The 18,286-nt window shown below is 49.2% G+C and carries 17 protein-coding genes; 8 read left to right on the top strand and 9 right to left on the bottom strand.

Annotated features, from left to right (window positions below):
• Window positions 1-70: 70 nt before the first annotated feature.
• Window positions 71-1,447, bottom strand: coding sequence for an MATE family efflux transporter (locus tag MK185_03470; GenBank protein ID MCH2039678.1), 1,377 nt, complete (start codon window positions 1,445-1,447; stop codon window positions 71-73).
• Window positions 1,448-1,672: 225 nt separating this feature from the next.
• Here MK185_03470 and MK185_03465 point away from each other — a divergent pair, with 225 nt between their 5' ends.
• Entirely contained in the window at window positions 1,673-2,023 is a 351-nt protein-coding gene (locus tag MK185_03465) for a hypothetical protein (protein MCH2039677.1), read from the top strand.
• A gap of 29 nt (window positions 2,024-2,052) precedes the next feature.
• Here the strand turns inward: MK185_03465 and MK185_03460 are convergent, their stop codons facing one another.
• The 3 genes from MK185_03460 to MK185_03450 form a co-directional block, all read right to left on the bottom strand.
• Window positions 2,053-2,991: a glycine/betaine ABC transporter substrate-binding protein gene (locus tag MK185_03460; GenBank protein ID MCH2039676.1), complete on the bottom strand. Its 939-nt coding sequence runs from the start codon at window positions 2,989-2,991 to the stop codon at window positions 2,053-2,055.
• Between the two features lie 260 nt (window positions 2,992-3,251).
• On the bottom strand, window positions 3,252-3,998 hold the full coding sequence (locus tag MK185_03455; GenBank protein ID MCH2039675.1) for an RES family NAD+ phosphorylase: 747 nt from the start codon (window positions 3,996-3,998) through the stop codon (window positions 3,252-3,254).
• Window positions 3,998-4,348, bottom strand: coding sequence for an MbcA/ParS/Xre antitoxin family protein (locus MK185_03450; protein MCH2039674.1), 351 nt, complete (start codon window positions 4,346-4,348; stop codon window positions 3,998-4,000). The genes MK185_03455 and MK185_03450 overlap by 1 nt, the downstream gene beginning before the upstream one ends.
• A 229-nt stretch (window positions 4,349-4,577) precedes the next feature.
• On the opposite strand from MK185_03450, the gene MK185_03445 reads away from it, so the two are divergent.
• The 5 genes from MK185_03445 to MK185_03425 all read left to right on the top strand — a co-directional run bounded on the left by MK185_03445 (window position 4,578) and on the right by MK185_03425 (window position 7,213).
• The gene (locus MK185_03445) at window positions 4,578-4,832 is read left to right on the top strand and encodes a type II toxin-antitoxin system prevent-host-death family antitoxin (GenBank protein MCH2039673.1); all 255 of its coding nucleotides are present in this window, start codon (window positions 4,578-4,580) and stop codon (window positions 4,830-4,832) included.
• Window positions 4,833-4,843: 11 nt separating this feature from the next.
• The gene (locus tag MK185_03440) at window positions 4,844-5,098 is read left to right on the top strand and encodes a Txe/YoeB family addiction module toxin (GenBank protein MCH2039672.1); all 255 of its coding nucleotides are present in this window, start codon (window positions 4,844-4,846) and stop codon (window positions 5,096-5,098) included.
• Window positions 5,099-5,300: 202 nt separating this feature from the next.
• Window positions 5,301-5,585 carry a helix-turn-helix domain-containing protein gene (locus tag MK185_03435; protein ID MCH2039671.1) on the top strand — a complete coding sequence of 95 codons (285 nt, stop codon included), beginning with the start codon at window positions 5,301-5,303 and terminating at the stop codon, window positions 5,583-5,585.
• A 51-nt stretch (window positions 5,586-5,636) separates the two neighbouring features.
• Window positions 5,637-6,560, top strand: a complete 924-nt coding sequence (locus MK185_03430; protein MCH2039670.1) for a hypothetical protein — start codon at window positions 5,637-5,639, stop codon at window positions 6,558-6,560.
• A gap of 56 nt (window positions 6,561-6,616) precedes the next feature.
• On the top strand, window positions 6,617-7,213 hold the full coding sequence (locus MK185_03425) for a hypothetical protein (GenBank protein MCH2039669.1): 597 nt from the start codon (window positions 6,617-6,619) through the stop codon (window positions 7,211-7,213).
• Window positions 7,214-7,351: 138 nt separating this feature from the next.
• On the opposite strand, the gene gcvP is transcribed toward MK185_03425, so the two are convergent.
• The 4 genes from gcvP to MK185_03405 all read right to left on the bottom strand — a co-directional run bounded on the left by gcvP (window position 7,352) and on the right by MK185_03405 (window position 12,865).
• Window positions 7,352-10,279, bottom strand: a complete 2,928-nt coding sequence (gene gcvP / locus MK185_03420; protein MCH2039668.1) for an aminomethyl-transferring glycine dehydrogenase — start codon at window positions 10,277-10,279, stop codon at window positions 7,352-7,354.
• Window positions 10,280-10,381: 102 nt separating this feature from the next.
• Window positions 10,382-10,765 (bottom strand): glycine cleavage system protein GcvH, encoded by a 384-nt coding sequence (gene gcvH, locus MK185_03415; protein MCH2039667.1) that lies wholly within the window; start codon window positions 10,763-10,765, stop codon window positions 10,382-10,384.
• 98 nt (window positions 10,766-10,863) lie between these two features.
• Complete coding sequence (gene gcvT / locus MK185_03410; GenBank protein MCH2039666.1) at window positions 10,864-11,946, bottom strand: glycine cleavage system aminomethyltransferase GcvT; 1,083 nt, start codon at window positions 11,944-11,946, stop codon at window positions 10,864-10,866.
• 259 nt (window positions 11,947-12,205) lie between these two features.
• Window positions 12,206-12,865: a TetR/AcrR family transcriptional regulator gene (locus tag MK185_03405; protein MCH2039665.1), complete on the bottom strand. Its 660-nt coding sequence runs from the start codon at window positions 12,863-12,865 to the stop codon at window positions 12,206-12,208.
• Window positions 12,866-13,067: 202 nt separating this feature from the next.
• Here MK185_03405 and MK185_03400 point away from each other — a divergent pair, with 202 nt between their 5' ends.
• Window positions 13,068-14,141 (top strand): efflux RND transporter periplasmic adaptor subunit, encoded by a 1,074-nt coding sequence (locus tag MK185_03400; GenBank protein MCH2039664.1) that lies wholly within the window; start codon window positions 13,068-13,070, stop codon window positions 14,139-14,141.
• Between the two features lie 18 nt (window positions 14,142-14,159).
• On the top strand, window positions 14,160-17,207 hold the full coding sequence (locus MK185_03395; GenBank protein ID MCH2039663.1) for an efflux RND transporter permease subunit: 3,048 nt from the start codon (window positions 14,160-14,162) through the stop codon (window positions 17,205-17,207).
• Window positions 17,208-17,343: 136 nt separating this feature from the next.
• Here the strand turns inward: MK185_03395 and MK185_03390 are convergent, their stop codons facing one another.
• Window positions 17,344-18,285 carry a hypothetical protein gene (locus MK185_03390; protein ID MCH2039662.1) on the bottom strand — a complete coding sequence of 314 codons (942 nt, stop codon included), beginning with the start codon at window positions 18,283-18,285 and terminating at the stop codon, window positions 17,344-17,346.
• Window position 18,286: the final 1 nt, after the last annotated feature.

Below are 18,286 nucleotides of genomic sequence, written 5' to 3'. Positions count from 1 at the left end.
CAGGGGGAATTACTAAAGATCTGTAAGACCTTAGCTCAGCGATACCAGAGTGCCAGTGATAGTGCTGTGGTTAGAAGCCGTTACTTTGCTGAACTTTCAGGTTGAACTGTCGCATAAAGAGCCAGGTGTAAGTGGCAATAATAATGACGGCAATGGCATCAATCATCGGGAAGGTCCACCAGATCCCATCGCTTTGCCATAACTGTATGCTCAGCAATAACACCGGAATTAGCAGTACATAAGTATGTAGTGCATTTAACCAGGCAGACGGTTTGGCATAGCCCATGGCCTGAAACAGCGCCGGACAGATCTGAGCGATTCCCTTGGTGACAAACAATAAATACACGACGGTTGAGATTTTAGCGGCGGTATTTACCAACGCCTGATCTTCGCTGAACAATACATACAGGTAATGCGGAATATAAAGCATCACGACGGTCCATATCAGGCAATATAGGGTACTCACAGTCAGGGCAACCTTAAGCCCTTGACCAATTCTGGATAATTTTCGGGCACCAAAATTAAACCCGGCAAACGTTTGAAACGCGATCATCATCCCCAGAACAGGCAGAAAAATCAGCATTAACGTACGGTTTAAAATACCGTGAGCACTGATTAACAGCTCGGCATTTTGTTGTGCCACCATCACAATAGCGATATTGACAATTAACAGCATCAGACCGTAACCGGCATACGACATAAAAATCGGAATGCCAAGTGTCATGGTTTCTTTATGAACCGCTATATTTGGACGGATGTAACGACGATTAAATCGAATTCGATGTTGGCCACTGAAAATCAGTCGCGTTGCGTATGCACATGATGTGGACAGCGCAATCACGGTTGCCCATGCCGCACCGGCAACACCCCATTCGAAAACAAACAGAAACAGAGCATCCAGACAAATATTCAATAGTGACGACAGCACCATCATAAAAAAGATGTGATTGTTTAATCCCTGTGCCCTGATAGAGTCACTTAAGGTTCCATAACAAAAACTGATGACTGAAAATAATGCGATAGGCTGAAGGTATTCGATTGAGTAATCACGAATCGCAGACGGTAATTCCAATAAAATGAATATATCGCGGTTAAAAAAGCTGACAACGATCGAAAAAAATAGGCCGACTGAGAATGCCAGAAACACCGATGCATTAAATATCCGGTTGGCATCATCGTCCTCATTAGCCCCCAGACGACGTGAAAGAACAGAGGCTACGCCACTCCCCATCATGGCACTGATGCTGATCAGAATCAGCTGAATCGGAAAAGCGGCAGTAACGCCACCAATACCATCGGTACCGACCGCACGGGCAATAAAAATAGCATCAACGAAGTTGTATAAACCGTTGACTAACAAACCCAGAATGATAGGCATTGCCATCTTAAAAAACAGCGGCGTAACCGGGGCATTGAGAATATCCTGGGCGGTCTTATCCGAAGACATATCGATCCTTGTTATTGAAATGGCTAACCAAAAAGGCGAAGGCTGACACGCTAACGAATTTCGCTGGCGACAGCCAGTGTTTTAGCCCGGCGTTGGTTGAGGTGCATTCGTCAACTCAGGTTCAGGAAACGGTAAGAAGGGTACAGATGCTGCCCTTGGTGGCAGTGGACTGTTATCCTCATTCTGGACGTTGTAATTAACATCGCTACGAGCGTGAGAGAATCTATGAATATGCTGAGAAAATCATTAGCCACTGTTTTTGTTATTCTTGCCATCCTGTCGCTGGTCGCAATGCTTTTCCAGGGCTTTCAGTTTCTTCGTTTGTTGATGTTGATAGCGTGGTTGGCGACTGCTGCGGCATTGAGTGATGTGGGTGGTAAACCGGTGCGGGCTATGGGTTACGTGACCAGTGCAGCAATGATTGGACTGTCTGCTATCGCTATGCAGGTTGCCTTAACTCTGGAGCCTGGTTCTAACGATGCATTTGGTGCGTTTATGGTTGCCTCAGCAGGTGTTCTGCTGGCGGGCCTGAGTGCCTGGGGAATTTATTCAGCAAACGAGAGCAGGCAGGCGTGACCAGGGAGCCGCGCCTGCTCAGATTGTCGCTAGTTCGAAAAGGTCAGCTGCATCCTCTCAGCCAGTTGGCCTGGATTAACGGCTTTCCCCTGTTGGTTGGTCACACCATTCAGCCAGCCATTAAGTGCAGTCGGATTGCGGAACATCCAGTCGCGCACGGCACGATCGCCGGGAACAAACTCACCTAACATCATATTCATCACCTCACCCTCCATCTCCAAAGAGAACTCGAGATTATCGAGTAATTTGGCAACGTTAGGGCAGTCGCGGCGAAAGTTTGCCCGGGTGTTGGTATACACAGTCGAACCACCCAGATCCGGACCGAAGTAGGCATCGCCACCGGCCAGGTAACGGATATCGAAGTTTTCATTCATCGGGTGTGGTGCCCAGGCAAGGAACGCAATCCAGTCGCCGTCACGAATGTGTCGTTTTACCTGATACAACATCAACCGCTCCGGCAGCTCGACCAGCGAAAAGTTACCCAGTGAAAAATCGTTTTTAGCAATCACTTGCTGAAGCAGAGCATTACCGTCATTACCTTTTTCCAGGCCGTATAACTTATTTTTGAACTGATCCTTAAAGCGCACAATATCAGCGAACGAGCGGACGCCAGCATCGTAAACGTAGTCTGGCACTGCCAGCGTATATTTCGCGCCGCTGAGATTTTTGCCCAGTACATCGACACTCTTATTTAACAGGTAAGGCTGAATAATCGGCTCCATGGTTGGCATCCAGTTTCCCAGAAAGACATCCAGTTCTCCGCCGGATAATTTCTGATAAACCTCGGGGACCGACAGCAATTCAGTCTCGACTTCGTATCCCAGCCGGGTCAGTAATTGCTCTGCCGTGGCGGTAGTTGCCTGTACATCAGTCCAGTCAACGACACCAAAACGCACCGTTGTGCAGCTGTTGGCAGCCACGGTGGTTGGTAGTAAAAACATCAGTAGCAGCAGTAGGGCGCGTTTCATGGAGGAGCTTCGTCGAAAAAATGGGCAGGCATTGTATCAATTGAATGTTCATTCAGTGTAGTAAAAGGATGTTAAAAGCGGCTGTCATTGACGTCATATAAGCGCTTGAAACGCCTCGTGCAGTCCGTCACCAGACAGTTAGTCATGGAAGCCCCTCTTTTGAAAAAGTCTCAGCACGATTAGGAAGACGTATTCTTATGGCCTTTTATGTCTAATTCTAAGGATGTAAGTGCCAGAAGTATGACTCAAAGCCGAGAATTTCAGGCAGGCATCGGTAGCTGGTGATCAATTTGGAAATCCGATAGTGCAAAACGCAGTGACTCAAATTGTCCGTTGCGCCGCATGCTGACGGTTTCACCATCGACATCACACATATAATCAGCCTGCAAATCTGGCTTCAGCGTATCCAGAGCTTCAGGGGTAAACAGAGCAATACAGGCGCCAGCCTGCGGATCTCTCGCCGATTGATAGATAAAGGCTTCGATGTCCTGCTGACGCATCAGGCTTCCCAGTTGTTGGGTAAACCGGTAGTCACTAGGAGAAGTGAGCAGCTCCTTGTATTGCGTAAACGCTTCTCCGGTTAAATCCACTCCAGCATCAGTTTTGAATCTGGCCGAATACAATGTGTGTTGCGACTGAATTGGCTGCGGAAATGGCTCCTGCGGTGAATACCAGTACACAAAGCGATAATAAGCGACCTCGGCAATCACTACCTCTGGATGGATTCCACCGTAGAAAATACCCGCTTCGTTGATCGTGCCGAAGCGCGATCCGTATTTCAGGGGTGGATAACGAAATGGCGTTTTCAGCAGATAATCCATGCCGTCTGGCGTATCCAGATGATAGGGCGGTTTGCTCTCTTCCAGGATGCTTTCCAGCAAATCATGCTCGGCAGCGTTATCGACCAGTCGGCGGGTCGCGACCTGTTCCTGATTTTCCACCATCCGGTATAACTTGCCGCAGAGGAGATCACGTTGCTGCTCAATCAGGTTACGGAGATCTGTCATCAAACCTTGCCGCGCATTGCGTCGACGAAGTTCAGTACCCGCACTAAGCCGGCCAGATCTTTTAACGCTTCTTTCGGCGTCAGCTGCAGAACGCGGTTTGGGGTTTTCATAAAGTGTTGAGTGTTGTCCTTATCGCCGTTATTCAGGGCAAACAGGGCACGGGCGATACGGATAACGTAGAGTGCGATGTCCCATTGTTTGCTGGAACGCTTAACACCACGCTGGGTTAAACGACTGACCTGGGACGGGTCAATACCGAGAACCTGAGCCAGCTCACCGCGCGCGAGACCCAGCTCATCACTGGCGTTGATCACCGCTTTGGCAATCACCAGTTCCTCGTTTGGTTGCATGGCTGCCTGCATAGATCACCCGATATGAGTTGTATTTATCAAATATATGCTTTGGAATTGCATATGGCAACTTTTGGTTGTGTTTGATAATGAAGCTGGTTGCATCTAATACAGGCGTAGGATGGGGTAATTGGAGTGAGCCAGGGGATTGATTTTTTCATGGTTAAAATTTAACCTGTACGGAATGATGTACAGTATGAATCGAGCCTGAAGGCGCGATGGAGAAACGATGGACGCTATCAGTTATACCGCTGCCCGCGCCAACTTGGCGAAAACCATGGAGCAGGTCTGTAACGACCATGCTCCGGTGATTATTACTCGTAAAAGTGAAGAACCTGTGGTGATGATGTCTCTGGAAGACTATCAAGCCATGCAGGAAACCACCTATTTGTTACGCTCACCGGCCAACGCCCGCAATCTGCTGGAATCGATTGCTGAGTTAGAGAATGGGCAGGGTACAGAGCGCGCTCTACTCGAAGATTGAGTGATCGAAAGATGAAGCTGATCTTCTCCAGCAAAGCCTGGGAAAGTTACCTCTACTGGCAATCCACCGACAAGAAAATGCTGAAACGGATTAATGCGCTAATCAAAGAGATTCAGCGCACACCGTTTGAAGGCACTGGCAAGCCAGAGCCTCTGAAGCATGGCTTAGCGGGTTATTGGTCGCGCCGGATTAATGATGAGCACCGGTTGGTTTATAAGGTGGAAGACGGTGCTGTGCTGATAGCGCAGCTTCGATACCACTATTAATTTGGCTTGTAGTTGGGTATCGCGTTGCTCCACCCAACCTACCTGTCCACATTCTTTAATTGTTAAACCGCCGCTACATTCGTAGGCTGGGGTGAGTGGAGCGAACCCCAGAGATTGCAGCTTGATATAGTAAAAAATATTTTTTCTTTAGTAATCCATTGGATTACATTGGTTTTCTCGTGCTGCATGAACGAATAATGAAATGAGCAAAGAATTCCAAAGCATCGCCGATGGCCTACAGGAAGCAATCGACCTAGTCGATGGCAAAGACGTTGAATCTACAAGTTACAAACTACCGCTGATAGATGTGGCCAAGATGCGTAAAAGTCTGGGCTTAACTCAGGTTCAGTTTGCAGATAAGTTACGGATCAGCGTGGCAACGCTGCGTCACTGGGAGCGTGGAGATCGCACTCCGCAGGAGCCTGCATTAGCCTTGTTGAATGTAGTTGCTAAAGAGCCGGAAGCAGTTATGCGGGCGTTGGGCTGAATTAAAGTAATAAATATGTTATCAATGGGCCATTACTTAAAGGGAATTGGTATGGCTTCTCCTCTTAACTTGGTTGCAGCGTTGCTTACGCTAGCTGGCTTTTCTACTTCTTTAAACGCTTCTCAGGAAATCATTAGTTCTAAAGGTGTTGGTGTATCTGACACCAAGCTAAAAGCATGTGAGATGGCATTGGATTATGCTCGCAGAGATGCTGCGCAATCGGCGACTGTGCAGGTTGAATCTGAGTTTTCGAGTGTTGCCAGCAATAGCGGTGCTCAGCACCACGAGGACCGGTTGGTTACGACAAAAGCTTTTGCGCGATTGGTCGAGAAGCAAGAGAGCGTCAGCTTTGATGCTGAATCTGGATTAATCAGGTGTTCGCTTTCAGGCAGCTTCAAAGTGGGCTTTGTTGCAGACTCTCCAGAAAAAGTCGTGGTTAAGAGTTCTTCAAAGACCGCGGCGATAACGCAGCAAGGCAGTCAGTCAACGGAAGTTGTGGCGCAGGATTTTAAAACCGGTGAGCCATTCTGCTCTGGAAAGATGAATCTTTGCTTCAGGGAAATATATTCCAAGCAGCTAGGCGAATTCGGCATTCAGGTTCTTCCACCTGGGTACTGGAGGACAAAATACCTTGAGGGTATTGATAGTTATCACTATAGCTACTTTTTTAATAAAGTTTCGAATCGACCCAGTAAAGGAAAGGTAGTTTCCGTAACTACCAAAAAGGCGTTATTGGATTTAATTGATAAAAAAGATGAGCTTGCTTATCTATATGTGAATAAACATACATGGTCTGGAATTCAGGAAGGATTTTTGAAAAGAAGTGAATATGGTGATCGTAGAGGTTATCCATATGGAAAGGGCTTTAAGCCAATGATGGTTAAACATCAGAAACCTGGAATATTTGATTCATTAGATGTTTCTGAAGAATATCTTGAGGGGCTTGATGATGAGATGAATGAGGCTGGCTGGTAAGTTTTATTACTAGATTTGATAGCACCTGATATTGAAAGTGGGTTGGAGTATACGTTATGAATAAGGAGCATCCGGTGAGTGAAGAAAGTGAGCTGCTAAAAACAGATCTTGATGCATTTGGAAATGTTTTAAGGCGAGCTTTTAACCTGCGTGAGGAGTTCAAAAAAATCTATTGGGATGATGGCAGGGTTCAGCTTATTAATGATCACGAACTAAACTTTTTTAAAATGCTGTTCGATGAATTATATGGTCACTTGATCATTCTTGCGTGCAAAATGACAGATAACGGCGAGTCTGGACGTAATGGAATAAATAAAAATCTAACGTTAGATTACTTTCTAAGAAGTGAGTGTGTTGAATCTCACTCTCGTTACTCTGAAATTAAAAATATTTACGATCAACAGATTAAACCTGCTCGCAGCGAGCTTCTAGTTGTTCGTAATAAATATTTAGCTCATCAGGATCTGTCATTTTTTAGGGAAAAGGAAAAATACTTACCAGGATTTAAATACGTCGATGACGTTGTTGATGGTGTAAATAAAGTATATAGGTTGTTAAGTGTGATTGTTAATGATCATGACATTCTCCGCGCTCCAATGAAATGCGGGGCTCCTTATGTGTTTCATCTGCTGGAGAAAGCACTGCAGGATTAGCAATCTCTTTGATTTTTCTATTCGCTTGCGTAACCACGCGGAGCGTGGGAACGAGAAATGAGCCTGAGACATAAAAACCCCGCTAACTTCTCAGCTAGCGGGGTTTTTTATATCTTCCGTTTTTAAGAAAAACGAAGATTAATCTTCATAGTTCTCAATCGCCGGACAAGAACAAATCAGGTTACGGTCGCCGTACACATCATCAATACGGCCAACGCTTGGCCAGAACTTATGAGCGCCCAGGTCTTTAACCGGATAAGCCGCCAGTTCACGGGAGTAAGGACGTTCCCAATCACCGGTAACCACTTCTGCGGTGTGAGGTGCGTTTTTCAGCGGGTTATTTTCCGCGTCTAACTCACCACGGACAACCGCTTCAATCTCGCCTTTAATTGCAATCATCGCATCAGCGAAACGATCGATCTCAGCCTGAGATTCCGATTCAGTCGGCTCAATCATGAAGGTACCCGCAACCGGGAACGACATGGTTGGTGCGTGGAAACCGTAGTCCATCAGGCGCTTAGCGATATCGACTTCACTGATACCGGTTTCGGCTTTGATCGGACGCAGGTCAACGATACATTCGTGCGCCACACGGCCGTTTTGACCCGAGTACAGAATCGGGTAGTGCGTGCTCAGGCGCTTCGCCAGGTAGTTGGCTTTGAGCAGAGCAACCTGGGTTGCTTTGCGCAGACCGTTGCCGCCCATCAGGGTGATGTACATCCAGCTGATGTTGAGGATCGAAGAAGAACCGTAAGGCGCTGCGGATACCGCACCGTTACCTTTGGATTCGCTATCAATCGGGCGTACCGCGTGGTTCGCTACAAACGGTGCCAGGTGCGCTGCTACACCAATCGGACCCATACCCGGGCCACCACCGCCGTGTGGAATAGCGAAGGTTTTGTGCAGGTTCATGTGTGTTACGTCAGCACCGATATGGCCTGGCGAGGTAATGCCGACCTGAGCATTCAGGTTAGCGCCGTCCATATATACCTGACCGCCGTGCTCATGAATCAGGTCGCAGATTTCGCGCACACCTTGTTCATAGATACCGTGAGTTGATGGGTAGGTCAGCATTAAGCAAGACAGTTGATCGCCCAGCTCTTCGGCTTTGGCTTTCAGGTCTGCAAAATCGACGTTGCCGTCTTCATCACAGTCGGTCACAACCACACGCATGGACGCCATTTGCGCTGAAGCCGGGTTGGTGCCGTGGGCAGAGCGAGGAATCAGACACACGTTACGGTGCCCTTCGCCACGGCTCTCGTGGTATTTCTTGATCGCTAACAGGCCAGCGTATTCACCCTGTGCGCCTGAGTTCGGTTGCATGCAAACCGCCGGAAGGCCGGTGACTTGTTTCAGGTAGTCGTCCAGCTCGGCAATCATTTGTTCGTAGCCCACTGTCTGAGACTGAGGCGCGAACGGATGAATATTGCCGAATTCTGGCCAGGTGACCGGAATCATTTCGGTAGTGGCGTTGAGCTTCATGGTGCATGAACCCAGTGTGATCATACTGTGATTCATCGCCAGGTCTTTGGACTCCAGACGCTTCATATAGCGCAGCATCTCATGTTCTGTGTGATGGCTGTTGAACGTCGGATGCGTCAGGAATGGGGTATTACGGGCAACGTTTTCGGCGATGCTGGTACTGCCGTTGGTGACGATATCAGCGTCGAGTGCGTAAACGTCGAGGCCGTGCCCTTCGCCGATAATGACATCAAATAATTCTGCAACGTCTTCGGCGGAAGTCTTCTCACTCAGGGTCACACCCAGAGTATCAGCGTCGATACGCAGGTTCAGTTCAGCGGTTTCAGCACGTGCCAGAATCGCATCACGGTCAGTCACTTTTACGGTTAAGGTATCGAACCACTGGCTATTAGTGATTTCTAAGCCTTTGGCCTGTCCCTGAGGTGAAGAGAGGCCAGCCGCCAGAATATCGGTCAGGCGGTGGATGCGACCGGCGATGGTTTGCAGACCTTTAGGACCGTGGTAAACCGCGTAGAACGCCGACAGGTTCGCCAGCAGCACCTGAGCGGTACAGATGTTGGAGTTGGCTTTCTCACGACGGATATGTTGTTCACGGGTTTGCAGTGCCATCCGCAGTGCTTGCTTACCCTGAGCGTCGATCGAGACACCGATGATACGCCCAGGAATCGAACGCTTAAAGGCGTCACGAGTGGCGAAGAAGGCAGCGTGTGGACCACCAAAACCCATGGGTACACCAAAGTGCTGAGCGTTGCCCAGTACGATATCGGCGCCCATTTCGCCCGGTGCTTTCAGCATGATCAGCGCCATCAGATCGGAAGCAACCGCCGCCATGGCATTCTTTTCGTGCAGCGCAGCGATTACGTCCGTCAGGTCGATGACTTCACCGTCTACCCCCGGGTATTGGAACAGTGCACCGAAAACATCCGCATCGGCCGCTTCAGCTGCCGGACCGACCTGTACCTCCCAGCCAAACGCTTCGGCACGGGTTTTCACCACATCGATGGTTTGTGGCAGGCAGTTTTCGTCCAGATAGAAGGTGTTGGATTTGTTCTTACGTACGGAACGTTTGATCATCGCCATGGCTTCCGCCGCAGCAGTACCTTCGTCCAGCAGAGAGGCGTTAGCCAGTTCCATACCGGTGAAGTCGATCACCATTTGCTGGAAGTTCAGCAAAGATTCCAGACGGCCCTGAGCGATTTCAGGCTGGTATGGCGTGTATGCCGTATACCAACCCGGATTTTCCATCACGTTACGCAGAATCACCGGTGGAATAATAGTGTCGTGGTAACCCATGCCGATGTAGCTTTTAAACACCTTATTTTTGGCCGCCAGAGACTTGAGGTAGTTCAGGGCTTCAAACTCGGTGCGGCTGTCGGCGATATCCAGGAATGGCTCCTGCAGAATATCGGCCGGTACAATCTCAGCGGTGAGTGCGTCGAGGGATTCAGCACCAATGCTCTGTAGCATGGCGTTTTCTTCACTGTGATCCACACCAGCGCCGTCCGAACCAATGTGGCGGCCAACAAAGTTGTCGCGCTGTTCCAACTCTTTTAAGGACTGGGTATTTAAAGACAATGTCGTCATGGGATGTCTCGTACGTCTTTATGTCAGAAAGAAAAAAGCCCCGGTTGTGCAGAAGCAAGGCCGAGGCTTTTGATAATTACAGAAACTCAGATACCTGAAGTACTAGTTACACTCAGCTTCGTATTGATCAGCGGTCAACAGGCCATCGTAGTCGCCTTCGTTGGCTGGCTTGATCTTAAAGAACCAGGCTTCGCCGTATGGGTCTTCGTTTACTTTTTCCGGCGCATCGACCAGGTCTTCGTTGATCGCTACGATTTCACCAGAGATCGGTGCGTAGATGTCAGAAGCAGCTTTTACAGATTCAACAACAGCGATATCGTCGTCGGCGGCTACTTCAGTTCCCACTTCCGGCAGCTCAACAAATACGACGTCGCCCAGCTGTTCTTGTGCGAAATCGGTAACACCAACAGTGATGGTGCCGTCTTCTTCTTTGCGCAGCCACTCGTGGGATGCAACGTATTTTAATTCTGTTGGGATATTGCTCATCAGTTTTCTCCGTACGGTCTGACGCTTTTTCAGTTCGTTTTAAGTTGGTAGATAAAGGCGTGTCGAATGAGACGCGCCGTTATCGAAATTCTTTGGTTTTATTCAAAAACCTTTTTACCGTTGCGTACAAACGGCAATTTCACAACGCGGGCAGGGATCAGTTTGCCACGCATTTCAATTTCACAGCTGTCGCCGGTACCTTTAGGAACACGGGCCATCGCAATCGAGTGCTGCAGGGTTGGTGAGAAGGTACCCGATGTCACTTCACCTTCACCAATACCGTCTACCACCACTTTTTGGTGAGAACGCATTACACCACGGGTTTCCAGTACCAAGCCAACCAATTTAGGAATATCGCCTTTGGCTTTTTCGGCTTCCAGCGCCTTGCGACCATTGAAGTCGCGCTCAGCGGGTTCCCAGGCGATGGTCCAACCCATGCCTGCTTGTAACGGGCTTATGGTTTCGTCCATATCATTGCCGTACAGGTTCATACCCGCTTCCAGACGCAGAGTATCACGAGCGCCCAGACCTGCCGGTTGTACACCCGCATCTACCAATGCTTGCCAGAAATCTGCAATTTCAGCTTCCGGAATCATGATTTCCAGACCGTCTTCACCGGTGTAACCGGTGCGGGCGAAGAACCAGTCGCTCTGAGGCAGGCCCTGGAAGATCTTCAGGCCACCAACCAGTTCCGCTGCTTCAGGCTTAACCTGTTTCACTTTCTCAATCGCGTTAGGACCCTGAACCGCCAGCATCGACAGTTCAGGACGCTCAGTCAGTGACACATCAAAACCAGTGGTCTGTTTGTCCATCCATTCAAGATCTTTCTCGCGGGTGGCACAGTTCACAACTGTGCGGTACCAGCCGTCCATGTTGTAAACGATGAGGTCGTCGATAACGCCGCCAGCGTCATTCAACATACCGGTGTAAAGCGCTTTGCCGGTGTCTTTTAATTTATCAACGTCATTGGCAAGCAGTTTTTGCAGGTAGGCTTTGGCATCACTGCCTTTCACATCCACGATGGTCATGTGTGAAACGTCGAACATACCAACGTCTTCACGCACGGCATTGTGTTCCTGGATCTGCGAACCGTAGTGAATTGGCATATCCCAGCCACCAAAATCAACGACTTTGCCGTTGGCTTCAATATGCTTTGCGTAAAGGGCGGTTTGTTTACCCATATCGTCCTACCTGAAAGTTGTTGTCGTTCGGCTCACAACCAGCCACAACGGCAATAAAAAAGGGCGGGCAGTATAGCGTTTAAATTCAGCTTATTCACCCCTTAAACGCATTTTTATGTACCATGGTTCCAAAACAGGCGGGCCAGATGGTGTCTGGTCTGGTGGCATGTTCATACTGGAATAGAAAGCCCGGCATAAAAAGACATAAGTTGTCTTTATGGTCAGGAAATTAGATGGGTTTCTGCCGCTAACGGCGCTGTTATACCCAGCTCGGCTGGCGCTGGATGGCGCGCATGGATAACTGCACTTGACCTTCCATTAATGTCACAAAATCGACCTGCAGTTCCTGGCGCTGATAAAAGCCGTCGATCGCCAGCGAGGCAAACCCGTGCATAGCGGTCCAGCAGGCATTGGCAAGTAGCTTGGGGCAATGATCGAGGAAGTCTCCGCTGGCGATACCTTCCTCTACTAATGTCATCAGCACGGCAAATGAACGCATACCGGCGTCCATCAGGTCTGGGTAGTTTTCGCGATTTTTAATACTGGGACCAAACACCAGTTTGTAGCGCTCTGGGTTCTCGATCGCGAATTGCAGATACGCCAGGCCACAATTACAGACGTTTTGAGGGGGTGTTTGCTCGCGGTCCAGTTTTTTGGTGGTGACCATCACCATTTCTGCAAACGTGTCTTTGGCGATTTCGACCAGCAGATGATTTTTATCTTTAAAATGTCGATAGGGCGCTGTCTGCGATACACCCACCTTCCTGGCCAGCGCTCTCAGACTGAGCGCTTCCACACTGGTTTCGCGAATCAGCTCAACCGCAGCCTGTAACAATGCGACTCTCAGGTTGCCATGATGGTACTGACAGGTGGCGTTAGAAGGTTGAGGTTCAGGATCTGCAGGACGTGCTGCGCTCATATTCGTTCCATGTTTTTAATTTCGTATGTGGGCATTCAACCCAAGTCTGTGTGCAGCGTCAACTTTGTGTTGACGGTGTAAACATGCTCGTCATACTATGTACTCGCTGTAAACATGAGGCGAATAGCGCCATTGTTTTTATCAACAACACAGCAGTCGATACATTCCTTTAATTACGATGGCGACCATTCTGGAGGCCAATATGTACTCATTTCTGCGCTCATCCCTAACAGCATGCCGCTCTCAGGCAGTTGTTCTTCTGACGTTCACACTGCTCAGCGTTTGTGTTTCTGCCCAGGCTCCATTGCCGGTAGAAGTGATAAAAGCCGATGTAGTGAATTACGCTCGTAATATTCACATCAGCGGTATGCTGGAAAACAAATCGGAACAGAACCTGGCTTTCAAGATCGGTGGGCTGGTCGGAAAGGTGAAAGTTGATGAGGGCCAGTGGGTCAGACAAGGACAGATTCTGGCATCACTCGATTTGGAAGAGATTGATGCCGAGGTAGCCAAGGCGGAGTCGGTACTGGCCAACGCCGAACGTAACCTGACGCGTTTTCAGTCGTTACAGGGTTCGAACGCTCTGTCGGTCGATCGTTTGCAACAAGCCGAGACTCAAGTAGATGTTGCCCGTTCTGATTTGACCGTTGCCCGTTTTAATCAGCGTCATGCGGTCATTCGGGCACCGTCAGCGGGTCGTGTTCTGAAGCGTTTTATTGAACCCAATGAATTGGTCGCTACCGGCAAACCGGCCTTCCTGTTTGCTTCGACAAAAACCGGCTGGGTATTACGTGCCGGCGTGACGGATCGCGATATTGTCCGTTTAGCATTAAACGATACAGCTCAGGTGCGTTTTGATGCTTACCCGGATCAGTTATTTGATGCCACTGTGAGCGAATTGGCTGGTCGTGCTGATGCTACGCAAACGTTCGAAGTGGAGTTACGTTTGTCCGGTAAAAATCAGCAGGGTGAGTCGAAGTCACTACTGGCCGGTTTTATTGGTAATGCGTTGATTAAGCCAAGTCAGCAGCAGAAAGTCAGTTTGTTGCCGATGAGCGCCATGGTCAAAGGTGATCGCGGTGGTGTGGATATTTATCTGGTTGACGACGGAAAACCTGTGATGCGCCACCTGCCTTTGATTGGTCTGGATGGGGAGCATCTGGTGGTCACTGGTTTGCGTCCCGGCGATCAGGTGATTGTGGCAGGTGCTCCTTATGTTCAGCCCGGTCGCGAGCTGAAGGTTGTGAATGCAGCCGTTGCTGCTATCAGTAAGTAACTGAGTCAGGAAACCGTTATGCAATTACCTGCACTCGCTATTCGTAATCACCAATTCACGCTGGTGATGTTTTTGCTGCTGGTTCTGTTAGGTGTGGTGTCGTTTTTTACGATGCCACGCTCTGAAGATCCGCAGTTCGATTTTTCTGCCGCGATTATCAAAGTGGTGAATCCGGGCACAACGCCACTGGATATGGAAAAGCTGGTGGTTGATCCGATTGAGTCTGCCATTAATGAACTGGACGATTTACGTGAAGTAAAAACCAATGTCGAAGACGGCCTGGCGGTTATCCGCGTAGAGTTTCTTTATGGTACCGATCCGGAAGACAAATACGACGATGTGGTGTCGGCCGTGGCACGGGTGCGCGATCAGTTACCGGATAGTATTGTCGATCTGGATATTGATAAGATCTCTCCGGCGGATGTCAGTATTTTGCAATTGGCACTGGTTTCTGAAACAGCCAGTTATCAGCAATTAAAACGCCATGCGGAAGCGATGGAACAGCGCATAGAACGTCTTAGTGGCGTGAAGCGTGTAGACATTGCAGCGCTGCCTAAACTGGAGGTTCAGATCCAGGTTGATCAACGCAAAGTCAACGGCATGGGAATCAGTCTTGATGAAATTTATTCAGCGGTAAACACCGCGGCGCAGAACTTACCGGGAGGACATGCCAATGCCGGTGGTCGCCGGTTTACCGTGCGTACCAGTGGTGACTATGAATCATTGCAGGCAATTGGGGATACCGTTGTTCGTGGACAGGCAATTCAGGGCAATGCGGGGCGACTGATTTATCTGCGCGACATTGCTGATATTTCACTGACCGAAAGTCTGCCGAGTTACCGCGCTAAATTTAATAATCGCCGTGCGGTATTCGTTTCTGTGGTGCAGCGTAAAGGCAGTCAGATTTTTCAGGTGATGGAAGGCATTAAACAAGACCTGGCGGATTATCAGCAGCAGCGTCTGCCTCAGTCCATCGAAATCGAAACCGTGATGGATCAGAGTGCCAGTGTCGAGCGTCAGATTGATGGCTTTTTCAGTAATTTAAATCAGGGTCTCGCTCTGGTTGCGGTATTGTCGATCATTGTTTTAGGTTTTAAGCCTGCGTTGGTGGTGGTCACCGCGATTCCGTTATCGATCTTTATTGCTATTGGCTGGGTGGATTTATCTGGCTTTGGTCTGCAACAAATGTCGATCGTAGGTTTGGTGATTGCGCTGGGCTTATTGGTCGATAACGCGATTGTCGTGGTGGAAAATGTAGCGCGTCATTTACGCGAGGGCGATTCCCCACGACAAGCCGCCATTGCTGGAAGCTCCCAGGTTGGCTGGGCCGTCGCCAGTGGAACATTAACCACCGTATTGTCATTTTTACCGATGCTGTTAATGCAAAATGGTTCCGGTACGTTTTTACGGGCCATGCCGGTGACGGTGGTACTGACATTATTTGCTTCGTTGCTGATTGCACTGGCATTAACACCACTGATTGCCAGTAAGCTCGGTAAGTCGGCGAGTAAAACCACCCGTTCACAACAAAAACTCGAAGCGATTTCTGCCGGTGCTTACAAGCGTTGGTTGGACAGGGCACTGCGTCATCCGGCCAAAGTACTGGCTATTTCTCTGACGTTGCTCATTGCCAGCTTGTCATTGTTTCCAATGATTGGCGTGAGTCTATTCCCAAAAGCTGAGAAACCAATGGTTCTGGTGAATATCGATATGCCAGAAGGCACAGGCTTCGATAAGACCCAGAAAATGGCCGACCGGGTGGAAGCGATCGTACGGGACAAAGAGCTGGTGGTGGATATTGCTCAAAATGTTGGTCGTGGTAATCCGCGTATTTATTACAATATTTTTCCAGCTCGTCAGACGGTGAATTTTGCTCAGCTGTTTGTCACCCTGAAACAGGGAGACCTTGGGGTGGTTGAACCGATGGTGGCTGAGCTGCGTAAAGAACTGGGCGATATTGCCGGGGCGCAGATTATTGTTAAAGAATTTCTGCAAGGGCCTCCGGTGGTTGCTCCGGTTGCGATTCGTGTGATTGGTGAAGACCTGGATAAAATTCAGGCGGTTTCCCGTGATGTTGCCGATATAATGGATCGCACACCGGGCATTGTCGGTGTCGATAATCCAGTGGGCAAATACAAAGTCGATTTACGCGTTAATATTAATCGCGATAAAGCCGCCATGTTGGGAATTCCGCTGAATAATATCGACCGAACCATTCGTACCGCGCTGGTCGGATTGCCGATGGGAGTTTATCGCGATGACGATGGCGAAGAGTACGATCTGGTATTGCGTTTGTCAGAATATCCACGTCCGGAATTGGCCACCTTTGATGACATTCAGGTGCCGGCAGCAAATGGAAAACTGGTGCCATTGTTACAGGTGGCCGATGTTCAGCTGGAAACCAGTATTGCGCGCTTTCAGCATTTTGATACCGAGCGTATGGCACGCGTGACGGCGGATGTATTACCAGGCTTCACCACCGAGAAAGTTACTAATGCTGTGGTTGAACAGCTTGACCAGTACGCCTGGCCAGATGGTGTTCATTATGCAGTCGGTGGTGAACAGGCGAACCGTAAGCGCGCATTTGGCGGCATGGCGAAAGCGTTAATTCTGGCGGTGTTCGGTATTTTCGCTGTACTGGTGTTGCAGTTCCGCTCGTTTATTCAGCCTCTGATTGTCTTTGCCGCCATTCCTTTTGCTTTAATTGGCGCTCTGGTTGCATTGTTTATAACGGGTTATACCTTCAGTTTTACTGCGTTTATCGGGTTGACGTCGTTAGTGGGCATTGTGGTGAATAATTCCATTATTCTGGTGGACTATGCCAATCAAATGCGTCTGCAGGGAATGGAGCAACTGGAAGCAATTGCAGCAGCTGCCCAAACCCGATTTGTTCCCATCGTACTGACAACACTGACAACCATTGGTGGTTTATTGCCACTAACTTTATCGGGTTCCAGCATGTGGTCTCCGATGGGATGGGCGATTATTGGTGGGCTGTTGGTTTCGACCTTGCTCACCCTGATCGTCGTTCCTGTGTTGTATCGCTATCTGGGTAAGATGTCTTAGATTGGTGACCCTGTAGATCAATATGCCAAGGGTCGCGTATAACCATCCCGCCTAAATGGCGGGTGGTTCTGATACGCTGATTATTAAGGTCGCAATTGTCCCCAAGGCTGAAGCATGTGTTTGCCGCAGCCGCGTTTTATTTCCCCCCCAAATCTATCGTCGGCCTGAATATGTAGGGCTGCTTCAGTTGCGGTGGAGTTTGTGGGTAAGGGTTCGCGGCAATGGCGGCTTTGGTTACCCAGCTATCGATTTGCGGATTACCGCTGCTTGTTAATACTTCAACCTGAGTCACAATCTGACCGAATTTAATGGTCAGACTGAGCCGGACTTTGCCACTGAAAGACTGAGGCGCAATGATTCTCTGATCCAGATGGGTCAACAGTTGTTGCACATAATTTCTTTCAACCGGATCAGAAAACTGCTCTGCATTCCCTTGTTTCTTCAGTTCCTGTTGCTGTTGCTGTTGCTGCTGTTGTTGGCTGATGTCAGAGCTGTTAGCTGGTGGCTTGGCTGCATCCTTGTGGTCTGTTTTTTCAGTGGGTTTTACGCGTTCGGCGAGCGCCGCGGTTTGTGGGTTTTCTGGCGGCTGTTTTGTCTCAACAGCGACTGTTGGTTTTGTCTCGGTGCTGTTTGTTTTTTTTGCAGTAACTTGTTGGGTGTCGCTACGATGGCTACTGATAATGTTCTGAGCGGTCGATGGCGCAGTTGCTGGCACCGCTTTCTGTTCCTTTGGCCCAGGTTCCGTGGGTACGATATCGCGAACAATGCCTTGCTGTTGGGCTGTTTGGGGCTGCACGGTCTGACTCTGTCGCAGTGATGGATCTTGGTCCCGGTCGTTTGTGCCCTGTGGTTTGGCGGTGACCAGTTGTGCGTTAATCACCTGAGGCCTGGTCAATGGTTTTTCTGATGAATCTGTAATCAATAACAAACCGTGCGTGGCGAGCGAGAAAATCATCGTAATAAGGATCAGGCGGTGACGCCGTAACCAGTGCTTTGATGACGTCCGGTATAAACGTGGTTTTGTGACCGGCACTGAGATCGGGTCGGATGGATGTTCAGAACAGTGTGCCGTCGTCATA

The organism is Saccharospirillaceae bacterium, from assembly GCA_022448365.1.
GTDB lineage: Bacteria > Pseudomonadota > Gammaproteobacteria > Pseudomonadales > Oceanobacteraceae > Bacterioplanoides.
Note: the sequence above shows the minus strand (reverse complement) of the source record. Positions and strands in the feature narration are given on the sequence as shown.

Excerpts from the sequence above, each read along its gene's own strand:
- MK185_03470 (MCH2039678.1), bottom strand. The coding sequence starts at position 1,447 with ATGTCTTCGGATAAGACCGCCCAGGATATTCTCAATGCCCCGGTTACG.
- MK185_03465 (MCH2039677.1), top strand. The coding sequence starts at position 1,673 with ATGAATATGCTGAGAAAATCATTAGCCACTGTTTTTGTTATTCTTGCC.
- MK185_03460 (MCH2039676.1), bottom strand. The coding sequence starts at position 2,991 with ATGAAACGCGCCCTACTGCTGCTACTGATGTTTTTACTACCAACCACC.
- MK185_03455 (MCH2039675.1), bottom strand. The coding sequence starts at position 3,998 with ATGACAGATCTCCGTAACCTGATTGAGCAGCAACGTGATCTCCTCTGC.
- MK185_03450 (MCH2039674.1), bottom strand. The coding sequence starts at position 4,348 with ATGCAACCAAACGAGGAACTGGTGATTGCCAAAGCGGTGATCAACGCC.
- MK185_03445 (MCH2039673.1), top strand. The coding sequence starts at position 4,578 with ATGGACGCTATCAGTTATACCGCTGCCCGCGCCAACTTGGCGAAAACC.
- MK185_03440 (MCH2039672.1), top strand. The coding sequence starts at position 4,844 with ATGAAGCTGATCTTCTCCAGCAAAGCCTGGGAAAGTTACCTCTACTGG.
- MK185_03435 (MCH2039671.1), top strand. The coding sequence starts at position 5,301 with ATGAGCAAAGAATTCCAAAGCATCGCCGATGGCCTACAGGAAGCAATC.
- MK185_03430 (MCH2039670.1), top strand. The coding sequence starts at position 5,637 with ATGGCTTCTCCTCTTAACTTGGTTGCAGCGTTGCTTACGCTAGCTGGC.
- MK185_03425 (MCH2039669.1), top strand. The coding sequence starts at position 6,617 with ATGAATAAGGAGCATCCGGTGAGTGAAGAAAGTGAGCTGCTAAAAACA.
- gcvP (MCH2039668.1), bottom strand. The coding sequence starts at position 10,279 with ATGACGACATTGTCTTTAAATACCCAGTCCTTAAAAGAGTTGGAACAG.
- gcvH (MCH2039667.1), bottom strand. The coding sequence starts at position 10,765 with ATGAGCAATATCCCAACAGAATTAAAATACGTTGCATCCCACGAGTGG.
- gcvT (MCH2039666.1), bottom strand. The coding sequence starts at position 11,946 with ATGGGTAAACAAACCGCCCTTTACGCAAAGCATATTGAAGCCAACGGC.
- MK185_03405 (MCH2039665.1), bottom strand. The coding sequence starts at position 12,865 with ATGAGCGCAGCACGTCCTGCAGATCCTGAACCTCAACCTTCTAACGCC.
- MK185_03400 (MCH2039664.1), top strand. The coding sequence starts at position 13,068 with ATGTACTCATTTCTGCGCTCATCCCTAACAGCATGCCGCTCTCAGGCA.
- MK185_03395 (MCH2039663.1), top strand. The coding sequence starts at position 14,160 with ATGCAATTACCTGCACTCGCTATTCGTAATCACCAATTCACGCTGGTG.
- MK185_03390 (MCH2039662.1), bottom strand. The coding sequence starts at position 18,285 with ATGACGACGGCACACTGTTCTGAACATCCATCCGACCCGATCTCAGTG.